Source organism: Allofrancisella frigidaquae (genome assembly GCF_012222825.1).
GTDB lineage: Bacteria > Pseudomonadota > Gammaproteobacteria > Francisellales > Francisellaceae > Francisella > Francisella frigidaquae.
Genome location: NZ_CP038017.1, coordinates 560,251 through 582,498, shown reverse-complemented (window position 1 = coordinate 582,498; position 22,248 = coordinate 560,251). Strand labels below are relative to the sequence as shown.

Below are 22,248 nucleotides of genomic sequence, written 5' to 3'. Positions count from 1 at the left end.
CCATCAATAATATATTATTCATAACTCTATAAATCTCTGCTTTATCTTAAGTATTTTGTCTCTAATTAAAGTAGCCTGCTCAAACTCAAGCTCTTTTGCATGAGCTTTCATACGTTTTTCTAAAGCTTTTATAATTTTACTAGCCTCAGTTATACCTAGTATAGCCGAAACATCAACATCATCAACACTTATCCTGCTGTTATTTTTATATTCTCGCTTCTGCCTTTCTGGAGAGCTATCTAACATATCATCTATATTTTTTATGATCGTTCTAGGGATAATGTTGTTCTTTTTATTATACTCATCTTGTAGCTTACGTCTACGTAACGTTTCATCCATAGCCTTTTTCATAGACTTAGTTACAATATCTGCATATAGTATTGCTCGACCATTTTCATTTCTTGCAACTCTACCTATGGTTTGTATAAGAGACTTTTCTGAACGTAGAAATCCTTCTTTATCAGCATCAAAAATAAGTAATATACCAACTTCAGGCATATCTAATCCTTCTCTTAAAAGATTAATACCTACTAGCACATCAAATATCCCTTGACGTAAATCATGGATGATTTGAACTCGCTCAACAGTATCAATATCTGAATGCAAATACCTTACATTGACGTTATGTTCTGACAAATACTCTGTCAAATTCTCTGCCATTTTTTTAGTCAATGTAGTTATCAAAACTCTTTCATTACTAGCTACAGCCTTATTTATCTCAGATAAAGCATCTTCAACTTGAATTGCCACTGGTCGTACAAAAACTTCCGGATCTAACAGTCCTGTTGGACGAATCACTTGCTCAACTGTATTTTGAGATCTCTCTAACTCATAAGTTGCTGGCGTTGCTGATACATAAATTGTTTGTGGAAGTAGTTTCTCAAACTCATTAAATTTTAGTGGGCGATTATCCAACGCTGATGGAAGCCTAAAACCATAATTTACTAAGTTTGACTTACGTGAAAAATCACCTTTTTGCATACCCCCAAACTGTGGCAATGTCACGTGAGACTCATCAATTATTACAAGAGCATTTTCTGGTAAATAGTCCAAAAGCGTTGGTGGTGGGTCTCCTGGATCACGTCCAGATAACAACCTAGAATAATTTTCAATACCAGTACAGTAGCCTAGCTCTTGAATCATCTCGATATCATATTTTGTTCTTTGCTCTATCCTTTGAGCTTCAAGTAATTTACTCTCTTGTTCAAAATATTTAACTCTTTCTTTTAATTCTTTTTTAATTTCTTCTATAACTATATCTTTACGCTCTTTTGAAGCCACATAGTGAGTACTTGGAAATATTGTTGCTCTATGTAAAGGTTTAATTTTTTTTGAGGTTAAAGAATCTATTATACTTATTACTTCTATCTCATCATCAAAAAACTCAACCCTAATAGCGTCTTTTTCAGAATCTGCTGGAAAAATATCTAGTATCTCACCACGCACACGAAAGCTACCACGACTAAAGTCCATATCATTACGCGAATATTGCATTTCTACTAATTTGGTTTGTGCCTTTTTTATATCCAAAGTTTCACCAACCTTTAAGTGCAAAAGCATTTGCATGTACTGTTCAGGATCACCTAAACCATAAATTGCAGATACAGTAGCAACTATAATTACATCATTACGCTCTAATATAGCTTTAGTTGCGGATAAGCGCATTTGTTCAATATGCTCATTTACAGAAGAGTCTTTTTCAATATATGTATCTGATGCAGCAACATATGCTTCTGGTTGGTAATAATCATAGTATGAGACAAAATACTCAACGGCACTATCTGGAAAATATTGTTTCATCTCTGAATATAGTTGTGCAGCTAAAGTTTTATTATGAGCTAAAATTAGACATGGTTTCTGTGTTTGATTAATTACATTTGCCATAGTATAAGTTTTACCAGAGCCTGTTACACCAAGTAAAACTTGATGCTGTAAACCATTATTAACACCCTCAACTAGCGACTTAATTGCTTTGGGCTGATCTCCACTGGGGCTATATTTAGTAACTAAATTAAACTTAGCCATTTAAAAAAGATACTCCTCTAACTCATATAATAAAGAATGTTGTTCTTCTGTCAGCTCTTGTGTTTCTCTTAAATGTTCTATTTCTTTATAAATCTCTTCTAAAGTTACTCTTTTACAAGCTTTATGATCTACTAAAAGTTCCTCTTTTTCTAAACTCACTATTTTATTTAAATACTTTTGAAACTCATATTGAGCTTTCTCTGGTAACTTAGAAAAATCCAACCTACCAATTATTCGTACAGCTCTATCATAATAACTTTTAGGTAACTGATCTAACATTTGTGCTTTTTGTGTAACAGCTAAACTATGAAATTTATCACAACCCTTCTCATCAGCAGTAGTCATAAAATCACTTTGATATATAGCTGCATCACTATCGATATTTTCTATTTCCGGATACTTATACTCTAAAACATACTCAACAAAACTAACTAAAATCTCAGGATTATCCTTTATAAACTCTTTATTTGCTTTTATAAGATCTAGCCTTTGCTGCGGTAACTTCCCAACAAAGCGAGTTTTAGCTGGTAGAATAACTGGTATATCTCCCCACTTTTTAGCAATAGTTAATCTCCAATGTTCAGCCTCTAAACTACCAAACTCCTCTATAAAATCACTAAACAAATAATTATCTAAACGTAGAAAAATTTCTTGGTTTTTGTAGTGCCTATGCTGGCCTAAATCCAAAATAGCTGACATGAAATTACTGCTATAGCCAAAAGCACCACTTATAGCTATAGCCTGCTTGTAATGCGTATTATTTATACTAACACCAATATCAAGCTGATTCAAAACTTGCTCATCGTTTTGCTTATTAAATCTATCTAGTAAAAACTGCCACATTTTAGGATTAGCTTTTTTGAGTTTTTTTGCTAATTCAACCGTTACTAAAACATCTGTAATAGCATCGTGAGCTCGACCCTCACTATACAAATTATTTACGGTATTTAAATTCTCAAGTTTTAGAGAAACTTTTTTATCACCTTCTTTATCTACAGTTTCAGGCCACTCTAAAGCTTCATTAAAAAATAAATGATAACAAGCAACTATTGGAAACAAATCCGCCCTAAAGCAGCCATTTTTGTACTGATGAGTATAGGGAGGTAACATATTCTTAAAAAAAGCGAACCTTAAAAACTCATCATCAAATCCAAGTGTATTATAACCTATGCTAATGGTTTCTGGTGTATTAATTATTTTATGGATTTTTCTAACAGCCTGATATTCTGATACGCCCTGTGAATTGGCTTGAGCTATAGATATATGATGTGTTATCGTAGCTGTTGGAGATGGTGTAGTATCAGGGTTTAATTTTACAAAAAAGTTAAATCTCTCAACTTCATTAAAGTTAAGGTCGGTCCTCACAGCTGCAAATTGCAAAATCTGGTCAAAAGAGTTATTAATTCCACTGGTTTCTAAGTCATAAAATAGAAATGTTTGATTATTATACATGTTAAAATTCAGATACAAATTTAATTAATCTTTCTGTATTAAAATTCTATCATACCTAATTGTTAGTTTTTCAAAGTTTTTCTGAGATGTATATACCAAAGTAAAATTAACGAAAAATTACGTGGTTTTATCAGATCAATTTTATTACCAAGTATAAAACAAACCATACTTAAAGAGATAAGATCTTTGTGATAATGAATTGTGACTTAGAAAAGCTAATATTTATAGGTGATTATTGATAGAGCCTATCAAATTTTAATATCGGCTGTTGTATAAAATAGTAATTTAACCATCATATTTTTAATGTATCATATAAATTTATAAAACAATAATGACCACAATTTAATAATAGCAACCAAATGAATGGATATGGTAGATATGATTTATATAACTGACTGGTGGGAAAACAAACTACCAACCCTAGAACAAATCAAGATAGGAGCATGCACATTTGATATACAATGCATGTTAATACAAAATGACGGCTATAAATTTATTTTGGGTCGCGGCAATGGGCAACCTAGAATCTGGTATAAATCTAAATCAGAAAGTTGTTGGCGAGCTTTTACCGGTTTTAGACCTATGGGTGGTATGCAGAAAGGTGACGAATATAATGAAAATTATAGAGGGGCAGGGTATGTATTCGAATGTATGGTGATTTCAGAACTAGATGAAAAATTTGATAACATCTTTAGAATTGCTGAAAGAGAAAAGAAGATTGAGCCATCGTCCGGCTTATATCGACTGATAGCTAAATACGAACATGATAATTCTGATTTATTCAAATATTTAGTGGCTCAAGATGAAGACAAACTAGTGAACCAGGCAAAGGTGGCTCAGTATTACTCTTCCGAAGTAAAATTATCACACCCTATGAAGGATGCTAATGAATTCCCTTCTAAGTTTTTGGGTATCTTTCAACATGGAGAGAACTTTTCACAAATTGATAACACATATATCCAGGCGGATTACAGAGGAGAGCTTCTTGGAGCAGTTTACCTGAAAGATTACTACAATTTGTTTAGCGCCGCACTAAGAGCGGTTCATGTAGATCATAGGCGATCGCATCACGATGCCCTTGATGATGACATAGACATAGACACTTATCAATTTGAGTATAATGAAAAAATGTATTGCTATGAAATTGCCTCAACAATTAATTCACGACCACACTACTACACTAAAAATCATAAACGATTAAAAGTAGATGCTAAAGTTGTATGGGTGAGGACATTATATCAGTTAGATAACAACGAGGTTTCTAGCTTTGGTAATTATAAGGTGATACCTATTGAAATGGCAGCTCTAGTTCAAAAGCCCTGTGATTACCAACACCAGGTAGCAGATGTTTACAAGAAAGAAATTAATGAACAAGGTCTCATAGGAAACACATATATATTGCTTTCAGTTATTAACGAGATTACTTCGCCAATCATACAACAATATAAACTCATAAATAATGAACCTCTTCTGTCTGGAAATAGCGAACCTATGCTAGATGGTGTAAAGTTTAAATATACTTACACAACGGTCCCTTCGTCCAAACTTCTTCAGCTTAATCGACCATTTTTGTTATCTGAAGCTAATATTTTTAAGCAAACTGTAATTCAACCGCAACAAATTATTATTAACATAGATTATGATGTAATAAGTAGTAAGTTAATAGATTCAATTATTGAAGGAATAATGAGGTATAAAGCTTTATGGGAAATGCGCAATAGAAATAAAAAAACGGTAGAACGTAGGGAGGATGCAAAAAAATTTAAATTAGGACATCATGGTGATACTGGTCTAAGAAGAGCGGCTGAGTTAAAGCGATGTATTGCCCAAGCGGTCGATTTAGAAGCAGTAGATAGTTATTTAGTCTCTTGCTTTAAAGACAATAACATAGGTAATGAAAAACATATATTCCGTGCTATAAAATCTGAACCTTATTCTCTATTTACCTTGGTAAACTTGTCACTACTTTATGTGTTAAAAAATTTCAAATTTGACTGGCAATATGATGGAAATTTAAAGTACATACCTTTGATCCACGCACTTTATAGTTGCTTTAGTAAAGATGACATCCAAGCTGGACCTGATAAGTTTGTTAATTGTGTCGAACCAGTTAGTTCTAAATATCTTGATTTCGTTAAGAAAATAGATACAAAAAGTAAGTCACCTGTACAAGAGCTTATTATAAAAAGAAAACAGATAGTTATCATTTAATACGCTACAGAAGAATCATATTAGTAACTGCAAAAGTTTATAAACTTGATTAATCTTTTTGTATTAGAATCCTATCATACCTAATTGTTAGTTTTTCAAAATTCTTTTTGAGCTGGCTATTGGTATACTCTACCAAATCGGCATATAGCTCGTTATTATGTTTCTTTTGCTCAATAAATAAAGCTCGATAAGTTTTCAAATTTATTAAAAGTTCGTCCATAAGCAATATCATTTTTTTATACTCGTAGTATCTTTTATTAGACGAAAATTCATATTTAGCATTCACAAGCATTTCACTGAGTTGTATGTTTTTTTCAACTAAAAAAATTAATTTTCGGTTTGGAACATTTCTGTCAACATTATTGAGTATTTTCTTAAATTCCCCATAAGTTATATACATTTCTTTGGTAAAAATATTCAAAAACTTTTTACCTCTAGTCAAAAATGTAACAAGCACAATACAAACTGTACCGATAGCTACACTTACTATTCTTACAATAAAGAGTTCATGATCCCAGCCAACAAACAAACCAAAAAACATAACCAAGTATATATGTATAAAAAATACGCTTGTAGCATAATTTAAAAACATAGTGTAAATATACAATGTCAAAGCCAAGCCACAAAATACAGCTATAGTTATAAAACTAGCCATACTGTTATTTATCATAATCTTCTGGGTAACTAATAGTAAAACTGATCCTAATGACGTTCCAAGGATAGAAAATATAATAATAGCTTTCGCCCTGGTATATATAACGCTAGTGCTAGTACTTGCTGCAACACTTATAACTGCAATTACAACCCAATAGATTCTATCCTTAAACCCATGCTCTCCAGTAAAACTAAAAACCCCATAGCTCACAACCAAACCCAATGAGGCTGCTATTAAAACCCTATATGCCAATAAAGTTGTATCAGAAAGCTTATCTATAAGTCTATTTTTAAATAAGATCATAATAAGCCTCTTTGATATTTTCTAAACTAGTAAATATATCATCTAAAAGCAATATACTATCAAAAAGCAATTTCCTTTTTTGACGGTCTTTTTGATACTTTTCAATGTAAGCAATCTCAAGTTTATACTTTAGGTAATCAATTTCTTTTTTCTTCTCTTCTAAAGTATTAGGTTCTTGTTGGAATTGGAGTAATAAAGCTAGAGTTTGTTTAAAAATTTTTTCCAAACTTTCTGCTAAAACCTGAGCTTCAGAAGCATCCTTAAAACCTAGCCGTATATAGCCTAAACTTATTTTTTTATAAGTCAGTATAAATTTAGCTGCTAATCTATTAAATAGTATTAAATTATGACAAAAATAACGCCAGTTATCTTGAGTGTTCTTACGCATAAACATAAGCCCATGAGACTGTAATGAAATTATATTATTAAACTTACTATGGCTTACCTCTAAAACTCTAGTTTGAGTAAATCTTCTATACTTTGCTTTCTCAAATGTATCTAAATAGCTTTTTACGGAAATATTAAAAAACTCCCTAACAATTTTTTCAATGCCCCCTGAATTAATAAGCTTATAACGACTAATAAGTAAAATATAAAAAGCAACTCCCACTAATAATGCTGCTAAAGTAAAACTTAAATGATTGTACCTAGCCAGAGGAAACCTAATAAAACAGATACATGCCATTACTACAATCATGATTGGGAAAATAGTAAATGTATCCCCTAATCCACGCACCCAAAACCCCAAAAAAACCACAGTTATAATCAGCATAAAGTTATCTTCAAAAACATTATGCACATATGGTGATATGTTTAAAATAAAAATTGCACTTACTATGTACCAGAAAAATGCTTTTCTTTTTACTTCTATATTACCAATTAGTACGCTAGCTGCTAAATTTGCTATAAATAAAATCGTGATAACGATCAAATTTTTGTCAAAATTAAAAGTTGCAGCTATTATCAAAAACATAAAAAATATAATTGCAGACTTGATAGCTCCATCTTGAAAAATTTTTATAGGGTCTTGATCAATATATTTATGGTAAATCTCACTAACCTTTAACATTTACTGGTTTAAACCTCAAAATACAACCCTTATTACCTTGCTATAGATTATATTGCAAAAGCAATTTAATTAATATTACTAGAATGGTTATTTTCACATAAAAATGTAGTAGAATTTAGACGATATGGATATTACTATTTTTCTTATAAAATGATTTATAAAACTACTTATGATGTAATAGTTGTTGGTGGCGGTCATGCTGGTGTTGAAGCTGCTACTGCATCTGCTCGTACAGGAGCAAAAACACTACTCCTAACGCATAATATAGACACTATAGGACAGATGTCTTGTAACCCGGCTATTGGTGGAATTGGTAAGGGTCACCTAGTTAAAGAAATAGATGCTATGGGTGGCATCATGGCAAAAGCTATTGATATGGCAGGGATCCAGTTTAGAATTCTTAACTCACGTAAAGGTCCTGCTGTTAGAGCAACACGTGCCCAAGCAGATAGAGTTCTCTATAAACAAGCTATAAATACCCTTGTTACAAATCAAGAAAATCTTGATATATTTCAAGATTCTGTAGATGATGTTGTGATAAATAATGACATTATCTCTGGAGTTATAACTAAAACTGGCATCACATTTAAGTCTAAAAAAGTTGTTTTAACAGTTGGTACATTCTTAGGCGGGAAAATTCATATTGGTAAAGTATCAAAATCAGGTGGGCGTGCAGGCGACCAACCGGCTAACGCTTTAGCTGCTCGTCTTAGAGCACTACCATTTAGGGTAGATAGACTTAAAACTGGTACTCCTCCGCGTATTGACAAAAGAAGTGTTGATTTTAGTGTTATGGATGTTCAGCATGGTGATACTCCTACTCCTTATTTTTCTTTTTTTTCTAAAGGAAAAATACAACACCCACAGCAAATACCATGCTATATAACTTATACAAACCAAAAGACTCATGAAATAATCACAAATAACCTTGATAAATCAGCCATGTATGGTGGGCTGATAGAAGGCATAGGGCCTAGATATTGCCCCTCTATCGAAGACAAGGTAGTCAGATTTGCAGAAAAAGAAAGACACCAAATATTTGTAGAACCTGAAGGTTTAGAGAGCATTGAACTATATCCAAATGGTTTATCTACTAGCTTACCATTTGAGGTGCAATGTGAATATATCCGCTCTATAAAAGGTTTTGAAAATGCTTTTATTATGCGTCCAGGGTACGCTATAGAGTATGATTTTTTTGATCCTCGTGATCTTAAACCAACGTTAGAGACTAAATTTATTAAAAACTTATATTTTGCTGGTCAAATAAATGGTACTACTGGATACGAAGAAGCTGGCGCTCAAGGTTTAGTTGCTGGTATAAATGCTGCTATAAGTATTGATAATGATAAAGCATGGTACCCTACTCGTGCTAATAGTTATATTGGTGTACTTATTGATGATCTTATAACTAAAGGTACTAAAGAGCCTTATAGAATGTTTACTTCACGTGCTGAATATAGACTAATATTGCGTGAAGATAATGCTGACTTACGTTTATCAGATATAGCTTGCCAATTAGGTTTACTAAATAATGAAGATCAAAAAACTTTTATTGATAAGAAAAACACTATCAATGAACAGATAAACTTTATGCAAAATACATGGATAGGACCACAAACACAAAAAGCACGTGATTTAGAAAAATTCCTTGAAAAAAAGATGACCAGAGAAAGTACGCTTTTTGATCTTTTAAAACGCCCCGAGTTGGATTATAAAAAGTTACAACAAATACCTGAATTGAATTTAAATCTAAGCGATGAAGCTATAATTGAACAAATTGAGATATCTGCTAAATACTCTGGCTATATAGAACGCCAAAACAAAGATATTGCTAAATTATCGATTTTTGAACAAAAGAACATTCCAGTAGAGTTTGATTATTCTCAAGTCAAAGGATTATCAAATGAAGTCTTGCAAAAACTTACTGAACAAAAGCCAACAACGTTAGGAGAAGCTTCACGTATTCCAGGAATCACTCCTGCAGCAATATCTTTGCTAACAATATACATGAAAAAAACTGGTTTTATAAAATAAGGAGTTTAAATGTTTAAACATACTTTTAAAATAACCCTCCTATTGTTATTTATTATAAGTCTTTTTTCTTGTGCTACTAGACAAAAATACATAGACCAGCAAAAAGCCTGGATTGGCAAAAACATTGATCAATATATGAAAGTATTTGGTTACCCTGAAAATGTAATAAGCGTTGCTCCTAATCCAAATATCCAAACGTATGTCTACATACGCACAGCTGTTAACCCAGAAACTCCAGCTCTAGCTGGTTCAGCTGTTAACAGTTTAGTTATGGCTAATAGAGATCCTCAATTTGTACAGTTTGGTGCTCTTAAGTGTACTACTTGGGTTTCTATTGATAAAAATACCAAAATAATAAAAAATATTACATTTCGCGGTAACTACTGTGCAACTAGAAACTAATTTATAGGTTAGGTAAATGAACATAAAACAAACATACGCTTCCCTTCTAGTAGGATTCATTTCAACAGCAACTTGCTTTAGCTTTGGCTTTTTTACAACTGTTTTTAAATATAATGGACTTGAGTTTTTTTATGCTTATATTATATTTTCTATACTTTTATCTTATACAATGAATTTGGTTGCTTTTTATATAGGCAAATTTCATCCAGAAATTAATACATACTCTAGTCTAGTAAAATATGTCATTGGTAGCTCAAAGTTTAGGTCTATTAGTATTTTATTTACAGGTACTGTAATCATATTGCTGACACTAATACTTTTCAATACTGTTACATACCTATCAGATCTTATCAGCAGCGTTTACACAAATACTTTAGATGTTAGTACAAGCTTAAACTTGGCAGCGTTAGGTATTACATTTATCTATATAACAATACTATTAGTTCTAGCTTTAAAAACAAAAAACCATATTAAAAAGTTTTTCAAAGCCTTAGCTTTTGTGGGCTTAATTCTAGTTATAACCACTGTTTTAATAGTTATATACACCTCACCATATAGCTTAATTGAATTTAAAAACTTCAATACTGCAGATAGCCAGATAAACACCTTAAGCAACATGCTAGTAATGGCTTTAGTTTACGCTATATTAAGTAAGTTTATTTCACTAGCACTTTATAAAAATATTCTAAACACTCTTGATAATAGTTTTAATAATTTAAAAGTTATTTCTTTTAGCAGTCTGTTTTGCAATATTACATTTTCTTTAGTAATTTGTATGTCTATATACGCTACTTTAGGAAACTATGGTATTTTTCTACAACCCATGGATGAGGTGTGTCTAATCACTCTCTTTAGCTTAATAAAGCAAAATTCTTTTATCGTCTATATTTTGCTTGAAACTACTTTTATTCTATTTAATCTAATTGTAATGATCTCGATTCTAGTCTACATCACGAAAATAACTAACAAATTCTATATTAAAGTAGCAATTAGTATAATTCCTTTACTAATTACTATAAGCTTGATCACTCAAGGCTTCACACATGTTAGTTTTTCAAAAATGTTTGCCCTTGATCTTCTTATAGTATTTATTTTCCTTTTTGAAGTTTTTATCATCGGTTGGATTTATGATGCACAAAAACTTAGTTACGAGATCCTAAAACATACAAACACAAAACTATCTCCTATGTTTAACATTATGCTAAGGATCGTTATTCCTTTTGTTTGTTTATATACAGTAGCTGGCTATATCTTTGTGTGCAAATCAGTAATATTACAAACGTTAATAGCTGTGATTTTTATGATTATCTACATAACAATAGGTATAATATTCAACAAAGTTTTTAATAAGAGAAAGTTTTAACATGTTCTTTAATAAAAAAAATAATCAAGACGAGTTAAAAAAGCTTGTTGCTATTGAAGCTGCTAAATTAATTACTCCAAATATAACCCTAGGTATTGGCACAGGTAGTACAGTTAAGTTTCTTATAGAAGAGCTTATTAACTATAAAAATAAAATTGCACACATAGTGTCTAGCTCCGAAGATTCTACTGAAAAATTAAAGAAACTAGGTTTTGATGTAGTAGATCTTAACTACGCTGGGGAAATTGATTTATACGTAGATGGTGCTGATGAGTGTAATGTCCATAAAGAGCTTATTAAAGGCGGGGGAGCTGCTTTGACACGTGAAAAAATATGTGTCGCTGCTGCAAAAAAATTCGTATGTATTATAGATGAGTCAAAAAAAGTTGATATTTTAGGTAACTTTCCTCTACCAATAGAAGTAATACCCATGGCTAGAAGCTATGTGGCTAGAGAAATAGTAAAACTTGGTGGCCAGCCGGTCTACAGAGAGCAAACTATTACAGATAATGGCAATATAATCTTAGATGTACATAACCTAAAAATTGATAACCCTCTAAAATTAGAAACTGAATTAAATCAAATAACAGGAATTGTCACTAATGGTATTTTTGCGTTAAAGCCTGCTGATACTGTTATTATGGCTAAAAAAGATGGAAAGGTTGAAATTTTCTAGCACTCAAACTCATATCCTTACATTATCTACCAATAGTATTTATTTTCTAACAATTTTTTTAACTATAAATGGCACCACTGTCAATACTGCTAAAATACTCAGAGCCAATACAAGCTCTTTGTCTAAAAAACTTTCATTATTAGTAAGCTTCTGGCTAAAATTGGTACCAATCCATACATATATAAATGTAATTGGAACAATACCTAGCAAAGTAGTAAAAAAGAAAATACTATTTTTAACTTTTAAAATCCCAGCTAAAATATTTGGCACGAAAAACGGTATAGGTAACAATCTTGCTAAAAATAATACCATAATAGGATGGCTCTCCACCATATCCTTAAATCTAGACATTAGTTTATATTTAGAACTGTTAGAGACTTCTCCCCAATTATATTTTATAAACATAAAAGCTAACATACCACCAGTTGTGGCAGATACTATAGATACACAAAAACCAAAAAACAAGCCAAAAAACAAACCTGCTAACATTTTCAAAGCTGGTTTTATTGGTATAGAGAAAAAAACTGTTAATACATAAATACATCCAAACATGAAAATAGCTTTTGTAAAGTGAAGATCTACATAACTCTTAAAATTTTTATATATACCTACAAGCTCATTGAAAGAAGAATATTTAGACCCATTAAATAAAAAAAATAAAACTAACCCTCCTACAAGAAACAGTAGTAAAAAAAACCTTTTTAAAAAAGTTAAATAATGAGAATTCACAAAATAGGATTACTATAGAAAAAAGCTAATTCAGATAATAAATATATAAACCCAGAACTAAGCTAACGCAGCTTTTGCTTTTTCAACTACAATAGCAAAAGCATCTTTGTTATATACTGCTAGTTCAGCTAAAGCTTTTCTATCCAACTCAACACCAGCTTTATTCAAGCCATTAATTAATTGGCTATAGCTCATATCATACTGTCTTGCCGCAGCATTAATACGAACAATCCATAAAGATCTAAATGTTCTTTTCTTAACTTTACGATCTCTATAAGCATATTGACCCGCTTTAATTACAGCTTGTTTAGCTACTCTATATACTCTTGAGCGAGCACCATAGTAACCTTTTGCTTGCTTTAAAACTTTCTTATGACGTGCACGTGCTGTTACGCCTCTTTTTACTCTTGACATAATCTAATTTTCTCCACTTTAAAAATTTTATACACAAACCTACGCGTAAGGCATTTGTTGAACTAAACTAGCAGTATCAACTTTAGCTACTTGATTCATACCTCTTAAATGACGTTTTCTTTTAGTCGTCATCTTAGTGTTGATATGAGCACGATTTGCACAACGGTGTTTAAAACCACCTTTACCTGTCTTTTTAAAGCGTTTAGCCGCACCACTTTTTGTTTTTAACTTTGGCATATTTAAATACTCCGCATTGTTAAGTTATTTTTATTACATTTGTTTTTTCTTTGGTCCTAAAACCATTATCATCTGGCGACCTTCCACTTTAGGTTGGTGTTCCACTACACTATGTTCAGCTGCATCATTTGCCATACGGTTAAGCATTTCAATACCTAACTCTTTATGGGACATTTCTCTACCTCTAAACCTAAGCGTAACTTTTACTTTATCGCCTTTTTCTAGAAACTTAATCAGGTTGCGTAGTTTTACCTGATAGTCTCCTACATCAGTTACAGGTCTAAGTTTTATTTCTTTGATCTGCATCTGCTTTTGGTTCTTTTTAGCTTGTGCTTTTTTCTTACTCTGTTCAAATAAGTACTTACCATAGTCCATCAAACGACAGACTGGTGGCTTAGCATTTGCTACCATTTCAACCAAATCAACACTAGCCGCTTCAGCTAATGCTAAAGCTTCATTGATAGATACAACTCCAATTTGCTGACCATCAACTCCTATTAAACGCACTTCTTTAGCTTTTATTTGCTCATTTATAGGTGCTTTTTTTTCCGCTTTAATAACTATTTTCCTCCAAGAAAATTATTTTTTATTTCTACCTGTTCTTTCAAGAAAACACAAAAATCCTCTATTGACATTTGTCCTAGAGTTTCACCATTATGTTTTCTCACAGTTACAATATTTTGCTCTAATTCGTTTTTACCAAGAACTACTAGGTAAGGAACACGCAACAGAGTATGCTCACGTATTTTAAACCCTATTTTCTCATTTCTCAAGTCTATTTTCACCCTAAAGCCTCTTTTTTCAAGGGCTTCAAATACACGACTACAATATTCATCTTGCTGATTACTAATTCCCATCACGACAACCTGAGTTGGTGCTAACCATAACGGTAAATTACCAGCATAATGCTCTATTAACATACCTATAAACCTTTCTAGAGAGCCAACGATTGCCCTATGTAACATTATCGGAGTCTGTTTATCACCATTGTTATCAATATAGGTTGACCCCAATCTTTGCGGCATTGAGAAATCCACTTGTATCGTTCCACACTGCCAACTTCTACCAATAGCATCTTTTAAATGAAACTCTATTTTAGGTCCATAAAAAGCCCCTTCGCCTGGCAATAATGTATACTTGACATCATTTCTTTGTAAAGCATTTTTTAGAATCTGCTCGGATTTATCCCAAATTTCATCACTACCGATTCTATTATCAGGTCTTAAAGCTATTTTTACTTCAAAATCTTCAAAACCAAAATCTTTATAAACTTCAAAGCATTGTTTTACCATTAAGCTAACTTCGCTTTCAACCTGTTCAGCTGTACAAAAAACATGTCCATCATCTTGAGTAAAACTTCTGACTCTAAGTAGCCCATGTAAAGATCCAGATGGCTCATTTCTATGTACCACACCAAACTCTGCCATTCTTACAGGTAAATCCCTATAGCTGTGTAACTTGGTATTATAAACTTGCACGCACATAGGACAGTTCATAGGTCTAATTGCAAAATCTTTATTCTCTGATTTTGTTGCAAACATGTTTTCAGCATATTTAGAAGCGTGCCCCGATTTTTCCCATAAACTAAAATCAGCTATCAACGGTGTACGTATCTCTTTACAACCATATTTGTTGTTAGATTTTCTCATATAGTCTTCTACTTCACGCCAAATCCTAACACCATTATCATGCCAGAAAGCAATCCCTGGAGACTCTTCTTGAAAGTGAAACAAATCTAAAGCTTTACCAATTTTACGATGATCACGCTTTTCTGCTTCTTCAAGCATATGTAAATATTGGTCTAGCTCTTCTTTAGTTGCCCAACATGTACCATAAATTCTTGTTAGCATTTCATTATTAGCGTCACCACGCCAATATGCTCCTGCTATTTTAGTTAATTTAAAAGCTTTTAGCATAGAAGTATTTGGGATATGTGGGCCCCTACATAAATCACTAAAATCACCTTGAGTATAAATTTTTAAATTCTCATCAGTAATGTTATTAATTATCTCAACCTTATAACTTTCATTTTGTGAATTGAAAAAATCTATAGCTTCTTGTTTTGAAACTACTCTATAATCAATTGGTATAGATCTCTTAACAAGCTCTTTCATTTTGTTTTCTATTTTTTCAAGATCAGACTCACCAAGGGATTCTTTGAAAGAAAAGTCGTAATAAAAACCGTTCTCTACTACTGGACCTATAGTTACCTGCGTTTCAGGATATAGTTGTTTAACAGCATGAGCTAGCAAATGAGCACAAGAGTGGCGTAATATCTCCAACCCTTGAGTGTCTGTTAGAGTAACAAGCTTTACTTTACTATCTGTAGTTATACCATCCTTAGCATCTCTTAACTGCTCATCAACATAAGCAGCAACTGTGACTTTTGCTAAACTTGGGGATATAGATTTAGCTATTTGTAATGAATTAACTCCTTTTTCAAATTCTCTAATCGAGTTATCAGGAAATGTAATTTTTATCATAATTGTTTTCTTCTTATTTTTATAAAAATGGTCACCAATCAAACATGAAAATTAATTATATTATATAGGTATGATTATGTAAATTTTTATAAACTATATGTGCAAAATTTTAACTCAACAAAATTAATAAATACTATCTAAATACCATATTTGCCAATAGCCACTGCTGTTGCCTGCACATCAAAAACTTAAATTAGTCATAAACTCCTTTGGGATAAATGCAACAATTTATGTTGGAATTGGTATAAAGTGTTAAAACCCAGAAAAGCACTACTTTTCATAAGTTTCTGAAGAAAAAGAAAGTTTATTGAGTACATACATATATATATGCTAAACACACTACTAAAAACTTTTATACTTGGCTATGATACTTTCCATAAAATATCTAAAAAAGTGTGTTATGAGCTTAAAATCTAGAGCAATATCATTTTTCATACTCATTTTGACAGCATCTTCTATAGTAACCTTATTTATTAAACTTATGGGGCTAAGCTTTACAAAAGAAAATTTAGGCAATTTACTCACAGCAGTATCAATTACTTCTGGATTCAATCTACGCGCTGTTATGAATATAAGCTCGTCAAAAAACTTAAAAAATCAACCAGGTTTTAAAACATTAGAGTTTTTCATAACAATATCTAACCTAGCAACGTACATAACGTTCTTATCATATATAGGATTAACATTAGCTAGTGACAGGGTATTTAAGATCGTATCAACAAACACTTATGCTTCTTTTTTATTATGTTTTTTTACTATACTGAGTATTGCATTTATACCTTTTTTGATAATTATAATTAAAGATTATTAATTGCATAAAACTGTAAGATTAATACCAATAAATAGCCAATCTTGATAGTAATTTCTTTTTTTATGAAGTTTTTTGAAAAGAGAAAAAAATAATAAGCGTTAATTATTCAACTTTTAAATCGCTCTTTCTAAGTTTACAAATAATTTAAAGATTGTACCAAGTGTAGCATTTCTAAGTATACAATATTAAAAAATAATATTTTTTATATTTTTTTATATTTATTTTTATATAGTTTACTTATAAAATAATATCTTGACTTTGATATAATGCAGCCAATTATAATTAATGAGCTAGAACGCTTATTACTATAAGTTATTAAAGGCTAATTCAAAGTGTAAGCCAATTAGGAGTTCTGAAAAATGTTAACTTGGGATAAAACACCATGAGCTATTATGATAATTTAAATGAGAATATACAAAATATATCACGTGGGTCTGATTGGGGTGATTATTATTATGCTTTAAGTCCACAAGAAGGTTTATGCTTTGGTCTAAGTGCTATGTGGGGTCAAGCATATTTGGCCAATGATGTTGAAACTTTTTATAAAAGATTAGAGTTACTTACAAGGAATAACATAACAGGGTATTTTAATGGCAAGCCATACAATAATTTAAGCGAACTTATTAATGCTGTATGTACCTTTGAAAAGACACTCTGTAATCTGGGAAAAGAAAAAGTCAAGCATTGTATTAATAGCCTAGATCTAGGTAGAAACCAAGAGCAAAAAAAACTATATTCCCTAGTTATATCAATAAGAGCTTTTTTAGATGGATTGCTTGCATATCACTCCCCTGAAAACACATTCTTAACCGAGCTTAAAAATAATAAGATATATTTTCAAAGCGTATCAAAAATTTCTCCGTTTGTTATAAATAAAAAATTAACTGTGGTTAATCAAGGGATATTTGATGATCAAGGGTCTAATGTTACTTATCAAAGAGTTTCTCCTTTTATAAAAATATACAATTACCCTTTCATTGGAGACAAACGGGATTATTGCGGTTTCTTAGAACCATTAGTTGATAAGTTTACTAAATGTCAATTTCGTACTTACATCAGCGTGGGGAGTATTAATCATTCTATTGCATTTAATAGTAAGTTAGAGTTGTACAATGCTAATAATATGTCAACGTTAAGTAACAATATTAGGGCCACCAAATTTCATAATATTAGAGAGTTAGTAGATGGTATTTTTGAGGCTTTTTCTTTTAATAAAGAAGGTAATAATCTTTTAACTCTAAATATATCAGTTTATATAAGTCCAACAATTGGGGTTAATCAATTTAGTGTTTATAGAGATTATTATGAGCCTGATTTTAAAAAAAAGCTTGAAACCATTAAAGATCAAATATGTACTAGGTTAGATGAGTATACAAGTAAGTGGAAATATGGAGTTCACATAGCCCGCGCGAAATGTACTAAAAATAAAATAGCCACGATAAATGTAGATAGCCTTCATGCATTCATTGAAAAAGAAAATTGCTTCTTACGAAATGAAGCAAATGATAATTTAACTGGAGAACTTTGCAAAAATAACTGGTTGCCATTAGATAATAATTTAAATGGTTCGGGGTACAGAATGGTTATTACAGAATCACTAACCGAGATTGAGAAACTTTACACTAAAAGGATAGTAGGCGATGATAAATACTATAAAGAGATATTACTTGAAAATATTTTTAAAAAAAGGTATCACGAGAATACTAATTTATTATATATTTCCTGTGAAAACGGTCATACAGAAATAGTTAAGTTATTATTAGCTAAAGCCAACCTTGATATAAACAGACCTATATCTACAGGCTCCACTCCTTTATATATTTCCTGTGAAAATGGTCATACAGAAATAGTTAAGTTGTTACTAGCTAAGAATGCTGTTATAAACAAACCCATAGATGGTGGATATACCCCTTTATTCATTGCCTGTAATAAAGGTCATATAGAAATAGTTAAGTTATTACTAAGTCAAGTTTCATTAGCGAAAGATAATAATTCTGTTGCCAGTTATTTTGCGGCTGGATGTTATAAAGATTCAAATAATCAAGTCTTGGCATTGTTAAAAAGTTATTTTCAGCAGCATGATATTAATATCCCATGGCATATGCCACAAGAGAATGGGGTTACAACACCATTCACTCCTTTAATGCTAGGATGTTATTTTATGGATAATAGAAGTATTAGATGGCTTTTTGATAACTATAAGGATAATTTGAAGAACGGCATAATTTCTGAAAATAGACGCGCTCTAGAATGGTATCAAACCCATAATTCCAAAGGTAACGTAGATTATAATAAAAGTATAGAAAGTAAATTACAAAAATTATGTAAGGAAAGGGTTTTCAATAAAAGTGTTAGTATTCAAAATGCTAAACCCACAAGAAAAAGAGAGGTAAAATATGTTAATAAAAAACAGACATTTTTATGGAAGAGATCCATAAAAATCTAAGCAGTTTATATTGTTTGTTATTTAGCTTATTTTAAAGGAGCTGAAGCACTAGCTTGTACACGTTGGTTACTTGCATCACTCTTAGCAACACCTGAAAGAGTATCATAATAACCAAATCCTTTTGTTATTATCTTTTCATTATTTAAACCTAGAGATCTCATATAATTAGCAACTGATTGTGCTCTTTTTTCAGAAAGCTTTTGATTGTAAACCTCAAACTCACCACCAGTTTGACCTTGGGATGCATAACCTTTGACTGTTACAGATGCGATGTTACTATCTTTAACAAAATTCACAAAAGAAGATATCGCTTCTTTACCTTTTTTATTTAATTCAGCACTATCATAAGCAAATTTAGTGTCTAAATAAACAGTTACATCATCCCCATCTACTGTGTAGCAAGCAACTCCCTCTTTAGTTAAGTTAAAGTTACCTTCACACTGTTTTATGCCTTGTGGTAGCATATATTTAGCTTCATCTATTGATGGCATAGCTGCAACAGCTCCTGTTTCTGCAGCTGTTTTTGCGCCATTATCTTGTATCTTTGCAGTACTTGTACCAGCAGAATCTCCACCAAAGAACCAAGTAAGGCCTGCACCTATCATATTAGTTCCTGCTGCTGCATTGATTTGTTGACCACCACCAGCAATTGGGTTTGGTGCCATCGTTTGGATATATCTGTAATCAACACTAGCTTGAACATCTCTAGATAATTCAAACTTAAGTCCTCCACCCACATCCCATGCCCCTGTAGCACGACCAGCAAGGTTCGCCCATCCTGCACCACCTACCGCATATGGAGTAAACATAGTATCATTTGACAGGTTAATTACACCTTCACCTAAACCACCAAACATACCATTATATGTAGCAAACTGATTATATTGAATAGCTAAGTATTTATTAAAATTATAACCTACTATACCATTCCAGCCTGAATTAGAGCCTTTAGAATTTATATTATTAGCAAAACCACTAACTCCTATGCCTAAATACCACTGGCCTGTTCTATCTTGTGGGCCCCAAGTGTTATTTTCATTAGTTATAGAACTCCAAGTGTTTGCAAAAGGTTTCATAATACTACTTGAAAGACTTGTATCTACTGAAGAACTATCATTAACTGTAGTATCTGAAGATACAGCTGCAAAAGACATACTAGTTGTACCAAGTAGCACTGACGTAGCTACAAAAATACCCTTTAATTTCATAAAAACTCCTTTTCACATGCCAAACATGCGTTAGTTTAATAAATGTTTAATAAATAATTTTCCATAATCATAACTAAAGTATACTATGTAAAACTATTTTTCAACCTTTTTATCTAACGGAAATTAAATATTGTCGCATCTGTTTCTGCAGCTGTTTTTGCGCCATTATCTTGTATCTTTGCAGTACTTGTACCAGCAGAATCTCCACCAAAGAACCAAGTAAGGCCTGCACCTATCATATTAGTTCCTGCTGCTGCATTGATTTGTTGACCACCACCAGCAATTGGGTTTGGTGCCATCGTTTGGATATATCTGTAATCAACACTAGCTTGAACATCTCTAGATAATTCAAACTTAAGTCCTCCACCCACATCCCATGCCCCTGTAGCACGACCAGCAAGGTTCGCCCATCCTGCACCACCTACCGCATATGGAGTAAACATAGTATCATTTGACAGGTTAATTACACCTTCACCTAAACCACCAAACATACCATTATATGTAGCAAACTGATTATATTGAATAGCTAAGTATTTATTAAAATTATAACCTACTATACCATTCCAGCCTGAATTAGAGCCTTTAGAATTTATATTATTAGCAAAACCACTAACTCCTATGCCTAAATACCACTGGCCTGTTCTATCTTGTGGGCCCCAAGTGTTATTTTCATTAGTTATAGAACTCCAAGTGTTTGCAAAAGGTTTCATAATACTACTTGAAAGACTTGTATCTACTGAAGAACTATCATTAACTGTAGTATCTGAAGATACAGCTGCAAAAGACATACTAGTTGTACCAAGTAGCACTGACGTAGCTACAAAAATACCCTTTAATTTCATAAAAACTCCTTTTCACATGCCAAACATGCGTTAGTTTAATATATTTTAAACAAATACATAAATAAAATATTATAATTAAAATAAATTTTCAATACTTTTTTAAAATAAAATAAAATTAAATATATGATTTAAAGAAGCATACAACTTACCGAGCTAAATTTTTATATTTTCCCAAGAGTTGTTCTTTCGTTTCCATATAATTTGGATCAACAGTTATGCACCTTATAGGACAAACTTTTGTACATTGAGACTCAAGAAAATGTCCTACACATTCTGTACATTTTGCAGGATCAATTTCATAATATTCCTCTCCCTGAGATATAGCCTGATTAGGACACTCTGGCTCACAAATATCACAATTAATGCAGTCATCTGTTATCAGCAAAGCCATTTATCACACCTTTATATTTTTTTTCTATTTCTTGAAATACAAACTCTGGTACAAACTCCCCTAAACGTCTATAATCATGTATTGCTACAGCTCTTACCATTGTTGAAGAAATACAAGAAAATTTTTCACTAGGTGTTAAAAATATAGTTTGGATATTACTATTTAACTTACTATTAATACTTGCTAACTGATATTCGTAATCAAAATCTGAAACTGCTCTTAACCCCCTAACAATAGAGCATGCTTGATACTTAGCTGCTGCATCCACTAATAGTCCCTGGAAGCTTATAACTTTAACCTTTGGATTATCTTTAAACACTGTTTTGACAATTTTCTCACGATGATCTATGTCAAATAAAGTTTTTTTGCCATAAGCTGTTGATACAGCTATTACTATTTCATCAAAAATGTTTAAAGCTCTATCAACTAAATCAACATGTCCATTTGTAATTGGATCGAAAGTCCCAGGGTAAATAGCTATTTTATTATTCATAACT

General features: G+C 31.8%; 19 protein-coding genes and 1 pseudogene. 7 read left to right on the top strand and 13 right to left on the bottom strand.

All coding sequences use genetic code 11. From position 1 onward, the window contains the following. Positions 1 to 18: 18 nt before the first annotated feature. Both uvrB and E3E15_RS02700 read right to left on the bottom strand, forming a co-directional pair. Complete coding sequence (gene uvrB / locus E3E15_RS02705) at positions 19 to 2,025, bottom strand: excinuclease ABC subunit UvrB (RefSeq protein ID WP_172106489.1); 2,007 nt, start codon at positions 2,023 to 2,025, stop codon at positions 19 to 21. Beyond that, a complete protein-coding gene (locus tag E3E15_RS02700) occupies positions 2,026 to 3,477 on the bottom strand; it encodes an exodeoxyribonuclease I (protein ID WP_172106488.1) in 1,452 nt (483 codons plus the stop codon). It abuts the gene before it with no gap. Between the two features lie 378 nt (positions 3,478 to 3,855). Here E3E15_RS02700 and E3E15_RS02695 point away from each other — a divergent pair, with 378 nt between their 5' ends. After that, on the top strand, positions 3,856 to 5,688 hold the full coding sequence (locus tag E3E15_RS02695) for a hypothetical protein (protein ID WP_172106487.1): 1,833 nt from the start codon (positions 3,856 to 3,858) through the stop codon (positions 5,686 to 5,688). A 49-nt stretch (positions 5,689 to 5,737) separates the two neighbouring features. Here E3E15_RS02695 and E3E15_RS02690 read toward each other — a convergent pair whose 3' ends face one another. Next, on the bottom strand, positions 5,738 to 6,646 hold the full coding sequence (locus E3E15_RS02690; RefSeq protein WP_035718663.1) for an FUSC family protein: 909 nt from the start codon (positions 6,644 to 6,646) through the stop codon (positions 5,738 to 5,740). Beyond that, entirely contained in the window at positions 6,633 to 7,715 is a 1,083-nt protein-coding gene (locus E3E15_RS02685) for a hypothetical protein (protein WP_172106486.1), read from the bottom strand. The genes E3E15_RS02690 and E3E15_RS02685 overlap by 14 nt, the downstream gene beginning before the upstream one ends. 150 nt (positions 7,716 to 7,865) lie before the next feature. Between E3E15_RS02685 and mnmG the strand changes: the two genes are divergently transcribed. The 4 genes from mnmG to rpiA are packed head-to-tail and all read left to right on the top strand — an operon-like array spanning position 7,866 to position 12,190. Further along, a complete protein-coding gene (gene mnmG / locus E3E15_RS02680; protein WP_172106485.1) occupies positions 7,866 to 9,749 on the top strand; it encodes a tRNA uridine-5-carboxymethylaminomethyl(34) synthesis enzyme MnmG in 1,884 nt (627 codons plus the stop codon). A gap of 9 nt (positions 9,750 to 9,758) precedes the next feature. Beyond that, entirely contained in the window at positions 9,759 to 10,151 is a 393-nt protein-coding gene (locus E3E15_RS02675) for a hypothetical protein (RefSeq protein WP_035718658.1), read from the top strand. A 16-nt stretch (positions 10,152 to 10,167) separates the two neighbouring features. Continuing rightward, positions 10,168 to 11,514: a hypothetical protein gene (locus E3E15_RS02670; protein WP_172106484.1), complete on the top strand. Its 1,347-nt coding sequence runs from the start codon at positions 10,168 to 10,170 to the stop codon at positions 11,512 to 11,514. Position 11,515: 1 nt separating this feature from the next. Then, positions 11,516 to 12,190 carry a ribose-5-phosphate isomerase RpiA gene (rpiA, locus tag E3E15_RS02665; protein WP_172106483.1) on the top strand — a complete coding sequence of 225 codons (675 nt, stop codon included), beginning with the start codon at positions 11,516 to 11,518 and terminating at the stop codon, positions 12,188 to 12,190. Positions 12,191 to 12,229: 39 nt separating this feature from the next. On the opposite strand, the gene E3E15_RS02660 is transcribed toward rpiA, so the two are convergent. The 5 genes from E3E15_RS02660 to thrS form a co-directional block, all read right to left on the bottom strand. Further along, on the bottom strand, positions 12,230 to 12,874 hold the full coding sequence (locus tag E3E15_RS02660; protein WP_245313680.1) for a TVP38/TMEM64 family protein: 645 nt from the start codon (positions 12,872 to 12,874) through the stop codon (positions 12,230 to 12,232). Between the two features lie 102 nt (positions 12,875 to 12,976). Continuing rightward, positions 12,977 to 13,333: a 50S ribosomal protein L20 gene (gene rplT, locus E3E15_RS02655; RefSeq protein ID WP_035718651.1), complete on the bottom strand. Its 357-nt coding sequence runs from the start codon at positions 13,331 to 13,333 to the stop codon at positions 12,977 to 12,979. Positions 13,334 to 13,372: 39 nt separating this feature from the next. Next, positions 13,373 to 13,570 carry a 50S ribosomal protein L35 gene (gene rpmI, locus E3E15_RS02650; RefSeq protein ID WP_003034330.1) on the bottom strand — a complete coding sequence of 66 codons (198 nt, stop codon included), beginning with the start codon at positions 13,568 to 13,570 and terminating at the stop codon, positions 13,373 to 13,375. 33 nt (positions 13,571 to 13,603) lie between these two features. Beyond that, on the bottom strand, positions 13,604 to 14,128 hold the full coding sequence (gene infC / locus E3E15_RS02645) for a translation initiation factor IF-3 (protein ID WP_280954107.1): 525 nt from the start codon (positions 14,126 to 14,128) through the stop codon (positions 13,604 to 13,606). Positions 14,129 to 14,130: 2 nt separating this feature from the next. Then, on the bottom strand, positions 14,131 to 16,053 hold the full coding sequence (gene thrS / locus E3E15_RS02640) for a threonine--tRNA ligase (protein WP_172106481.1): 1,923 nt from the start codon (positions 16,051 to 16,053) through the stop codon (positions 14,131 to 14,133). Between the two features lie 400 nt (positions 16,054 to 16,453). Between thrS and E3E15_RS02635 the strand changes: the two genes are divergently transcribed. Both E3E15_RS02635 and E3E15_RS02630 read left to right on the top strand, forming a co-directional pair. Beyond that, the gene (locus E3E15_RS02635) at positions 16,454 to 16,864 is read left to right on the top strand and encodes an LITAF-like zinc ribbon domain-containing protein (protein ID WP_172106480.1); all 411 of its coding nucleotides are present in this window, start codon (positions 16,454 to 16,456) and stop codon (positions 16,862 to 16,864) included. 382 nt (positions 16,865 to 17,246) lie between these two features. Beyond that, the gene (locus E3E15_RS02630) at positions 17,247 to 19,310 is read left to right on the top strand and encodes an ankyrin repeat domain-containing protein (protein ID WP_172106479.1); all 2,064 of its coding nucleotides are present in this window, start codon (positions 17,247 to 17,249) and stop codon (positions 19,308 to 19,310) included. Between the two features lie 26 nt (positions 19,311 to 19,336). On the opposite strand, the gene E3E15_RS02625 is transcribed toward E3E15_RS02630, so the two are convergent. The 4 genes and pseudogenes from E3E15_RS02625 to coaD form a co-directional block, all read right to left on the bottom strand. Then, positions 19,337 to 20,518, bottom strand: a complete 1,182-nt coding sequence (locus tag E3E15_RS02625) for an OmpA family protein (RefSeq protein WP_172106478.1) — start codon at positions 20,516 to 20,518, stop codon at positions 19,337 to 19,339. A gap of 134 nt (positions 20,519 to 20,652) precedes the next feature. After that, positions 20,653 to 21,360, bottom strand: a pseudogene (locus E3E15_RS02620) (porin family protein); the annotation flags it as partial. A gap of 145 nt (positions 21,361 to 21,505) precedes the next feature. Then, positions 21,506 to 21,751 carry a YfhL family 4Fe-4S dicluster ferredoxin gene (locus tag E3E15_RS02615; protein WP_035718632.1) on the bottom strand — a complete coding sequence of 82 codons (246 nt, stop codon included), beginning with the start codon at positions 21,749 to 21,751 and terminating at the stop codon, positions 21,506 to 21,508. After that, positions 21,729 to 22,244 carry a pantetheine-phosphate adenylyltransferase gene (gene coaD / locus E3E15_RS02610; protein ID WP_051686739.1) on the bottom strand — a complete coding sequence of 172 codons (516 nt, stop codon included), beginning with the start codon at positions 22,242 to 22,244 and terminating at the stop codon, positions 21,729 to 21,731. The genes E3E15_RS02615 and coaD overlap by 23 nt, the downstream gene beginning before the upstream one ends. Positions 22,245 to 22,248 lie beyond the last annotated feature (4 nt).

What these genes read in the sequence shown, in the direction of transcription:
- uvrB (WP_172106489.1), bottom strand. Translation starts at nt 2,025, where the DNA reads ATGGCTAAGTTTAATTTAGTTACTAAATATAGCCCCAGTGGAGATCAG.
- E3E15_RS02700 (WP_172106488.1), bottom strand. Translation starts at nt 3,477, where the DNA reads ATGTATAATAATCAAACATTTCTATTTTATGACTTAGAAACCAGTGGA.
- E3E15_RS02695 (WP_172106487.1), top strand. Translation starts at nt 3,856, where the DNA reads ATGATTTATATAACTGACTGGTGGGAAAACAAACTACCAACCCTAGAA.
- E3E15_RS02690 (WP_035718663.1), bottom strand. Translation starts at nt 6,646, where the DNA reads ATGATCTTATTTAAAAATAGACTTATAGATAAGCTTTCTGATACAACT.
- E3E15_RS02685 (WP_172106486.1), bottom strand. Translation starts at nt 7,715, where the DNA reads ATGTTAAAGGTTAGTGAGATTTACCATAAATATATTGATCAAGACCCT.
- mnmG (WP_172106485.1), top strand. Translation starts at nt 7,866, where the DNA reads ATGATTTATAAAACTACTTATGATGTAATAGTTGTTGGTGGCGGTCAT.
- E3E15_RS02675 (WP_035718658.1), top strand. Translation starts at nt 9,759, where the DNA reads ATGTTTAAACATACTTTTAAAATAACCCTCCTATTGTTATTTATTATA.
- E3E15_RS02670 (WP_172106484.1), top strand. Translation starts at nt 10,168, where the DNA reads ATGAACATAAAACAAACATACGCTTCCCTTCTAGTAGGATTCATTTCA.
- rpiA (WP_172106483.1), top strand. Translation starts at nt 11,516, where the DNA reads ATGTTCTTTAATAAAAAAAATAATCAAGACGAGTTAAAAAAGCTTGTT.
- rplT (WP_035718651.1), bottom strand. Translation starts at nt 13,333, where the DNA reads ATGTCAAGAGTAAAAAGAGGCGTAACAGCACGTGCACGTCATAAGAAA.
- rpmI (WP_003034330.1), bottom strand. Translation starts at nt 13,570, where the DNA reads ATGCCAAAGTTAAAAACAAAAAGTGGTGCGGCTAAACGCTTTAAAAAG.
- thrS (WP_172106481.1), bottom strand. Translation starts at nt 16,053, where the DNA reads ATGATAAAAATTACATTTCCTGATAACTCGATTAGAGAATTTGAAAAA.
- E3E15_RS02635 (WP_172106480.1), top strand. Translation starts at nt 16,454, where the DNA reads ATGAGCTTAAAATCTAGAGCAATATCATTTTTCATACTCATTTTGACA.
- E3E15_RS02630 (WP_172106479.1), top strand. Translation starts at nt 17,247, where the DNA reads ATGAGCTATTATGATAATTTAAATGAGAATATACAAAATATATCACGT.
- E3E15_RS02625 (WP_172106478.1), bottom strand. Translation starts at nt 20,518, where the DNA reads ATGAAATTAAAGGGTATTTTTGTAGCTACGTCAGTGCTACTTGGTACA.
- E3E15_RS02615 (WP_035718632.1), bottom strand. Translation starts at nt 21,751, where the DNA reads ATGGCTTTGCTGATAACAGATGACTGCATTAATTGTGATATTTGTGAG.
- coaD (WP_051686739.1), bottom strand. Translation starts at nt 22,244, where the DNA reads ATGAATAATAAAATAGCTATTTACCCTGGGACTTTCGATCCAATTACA.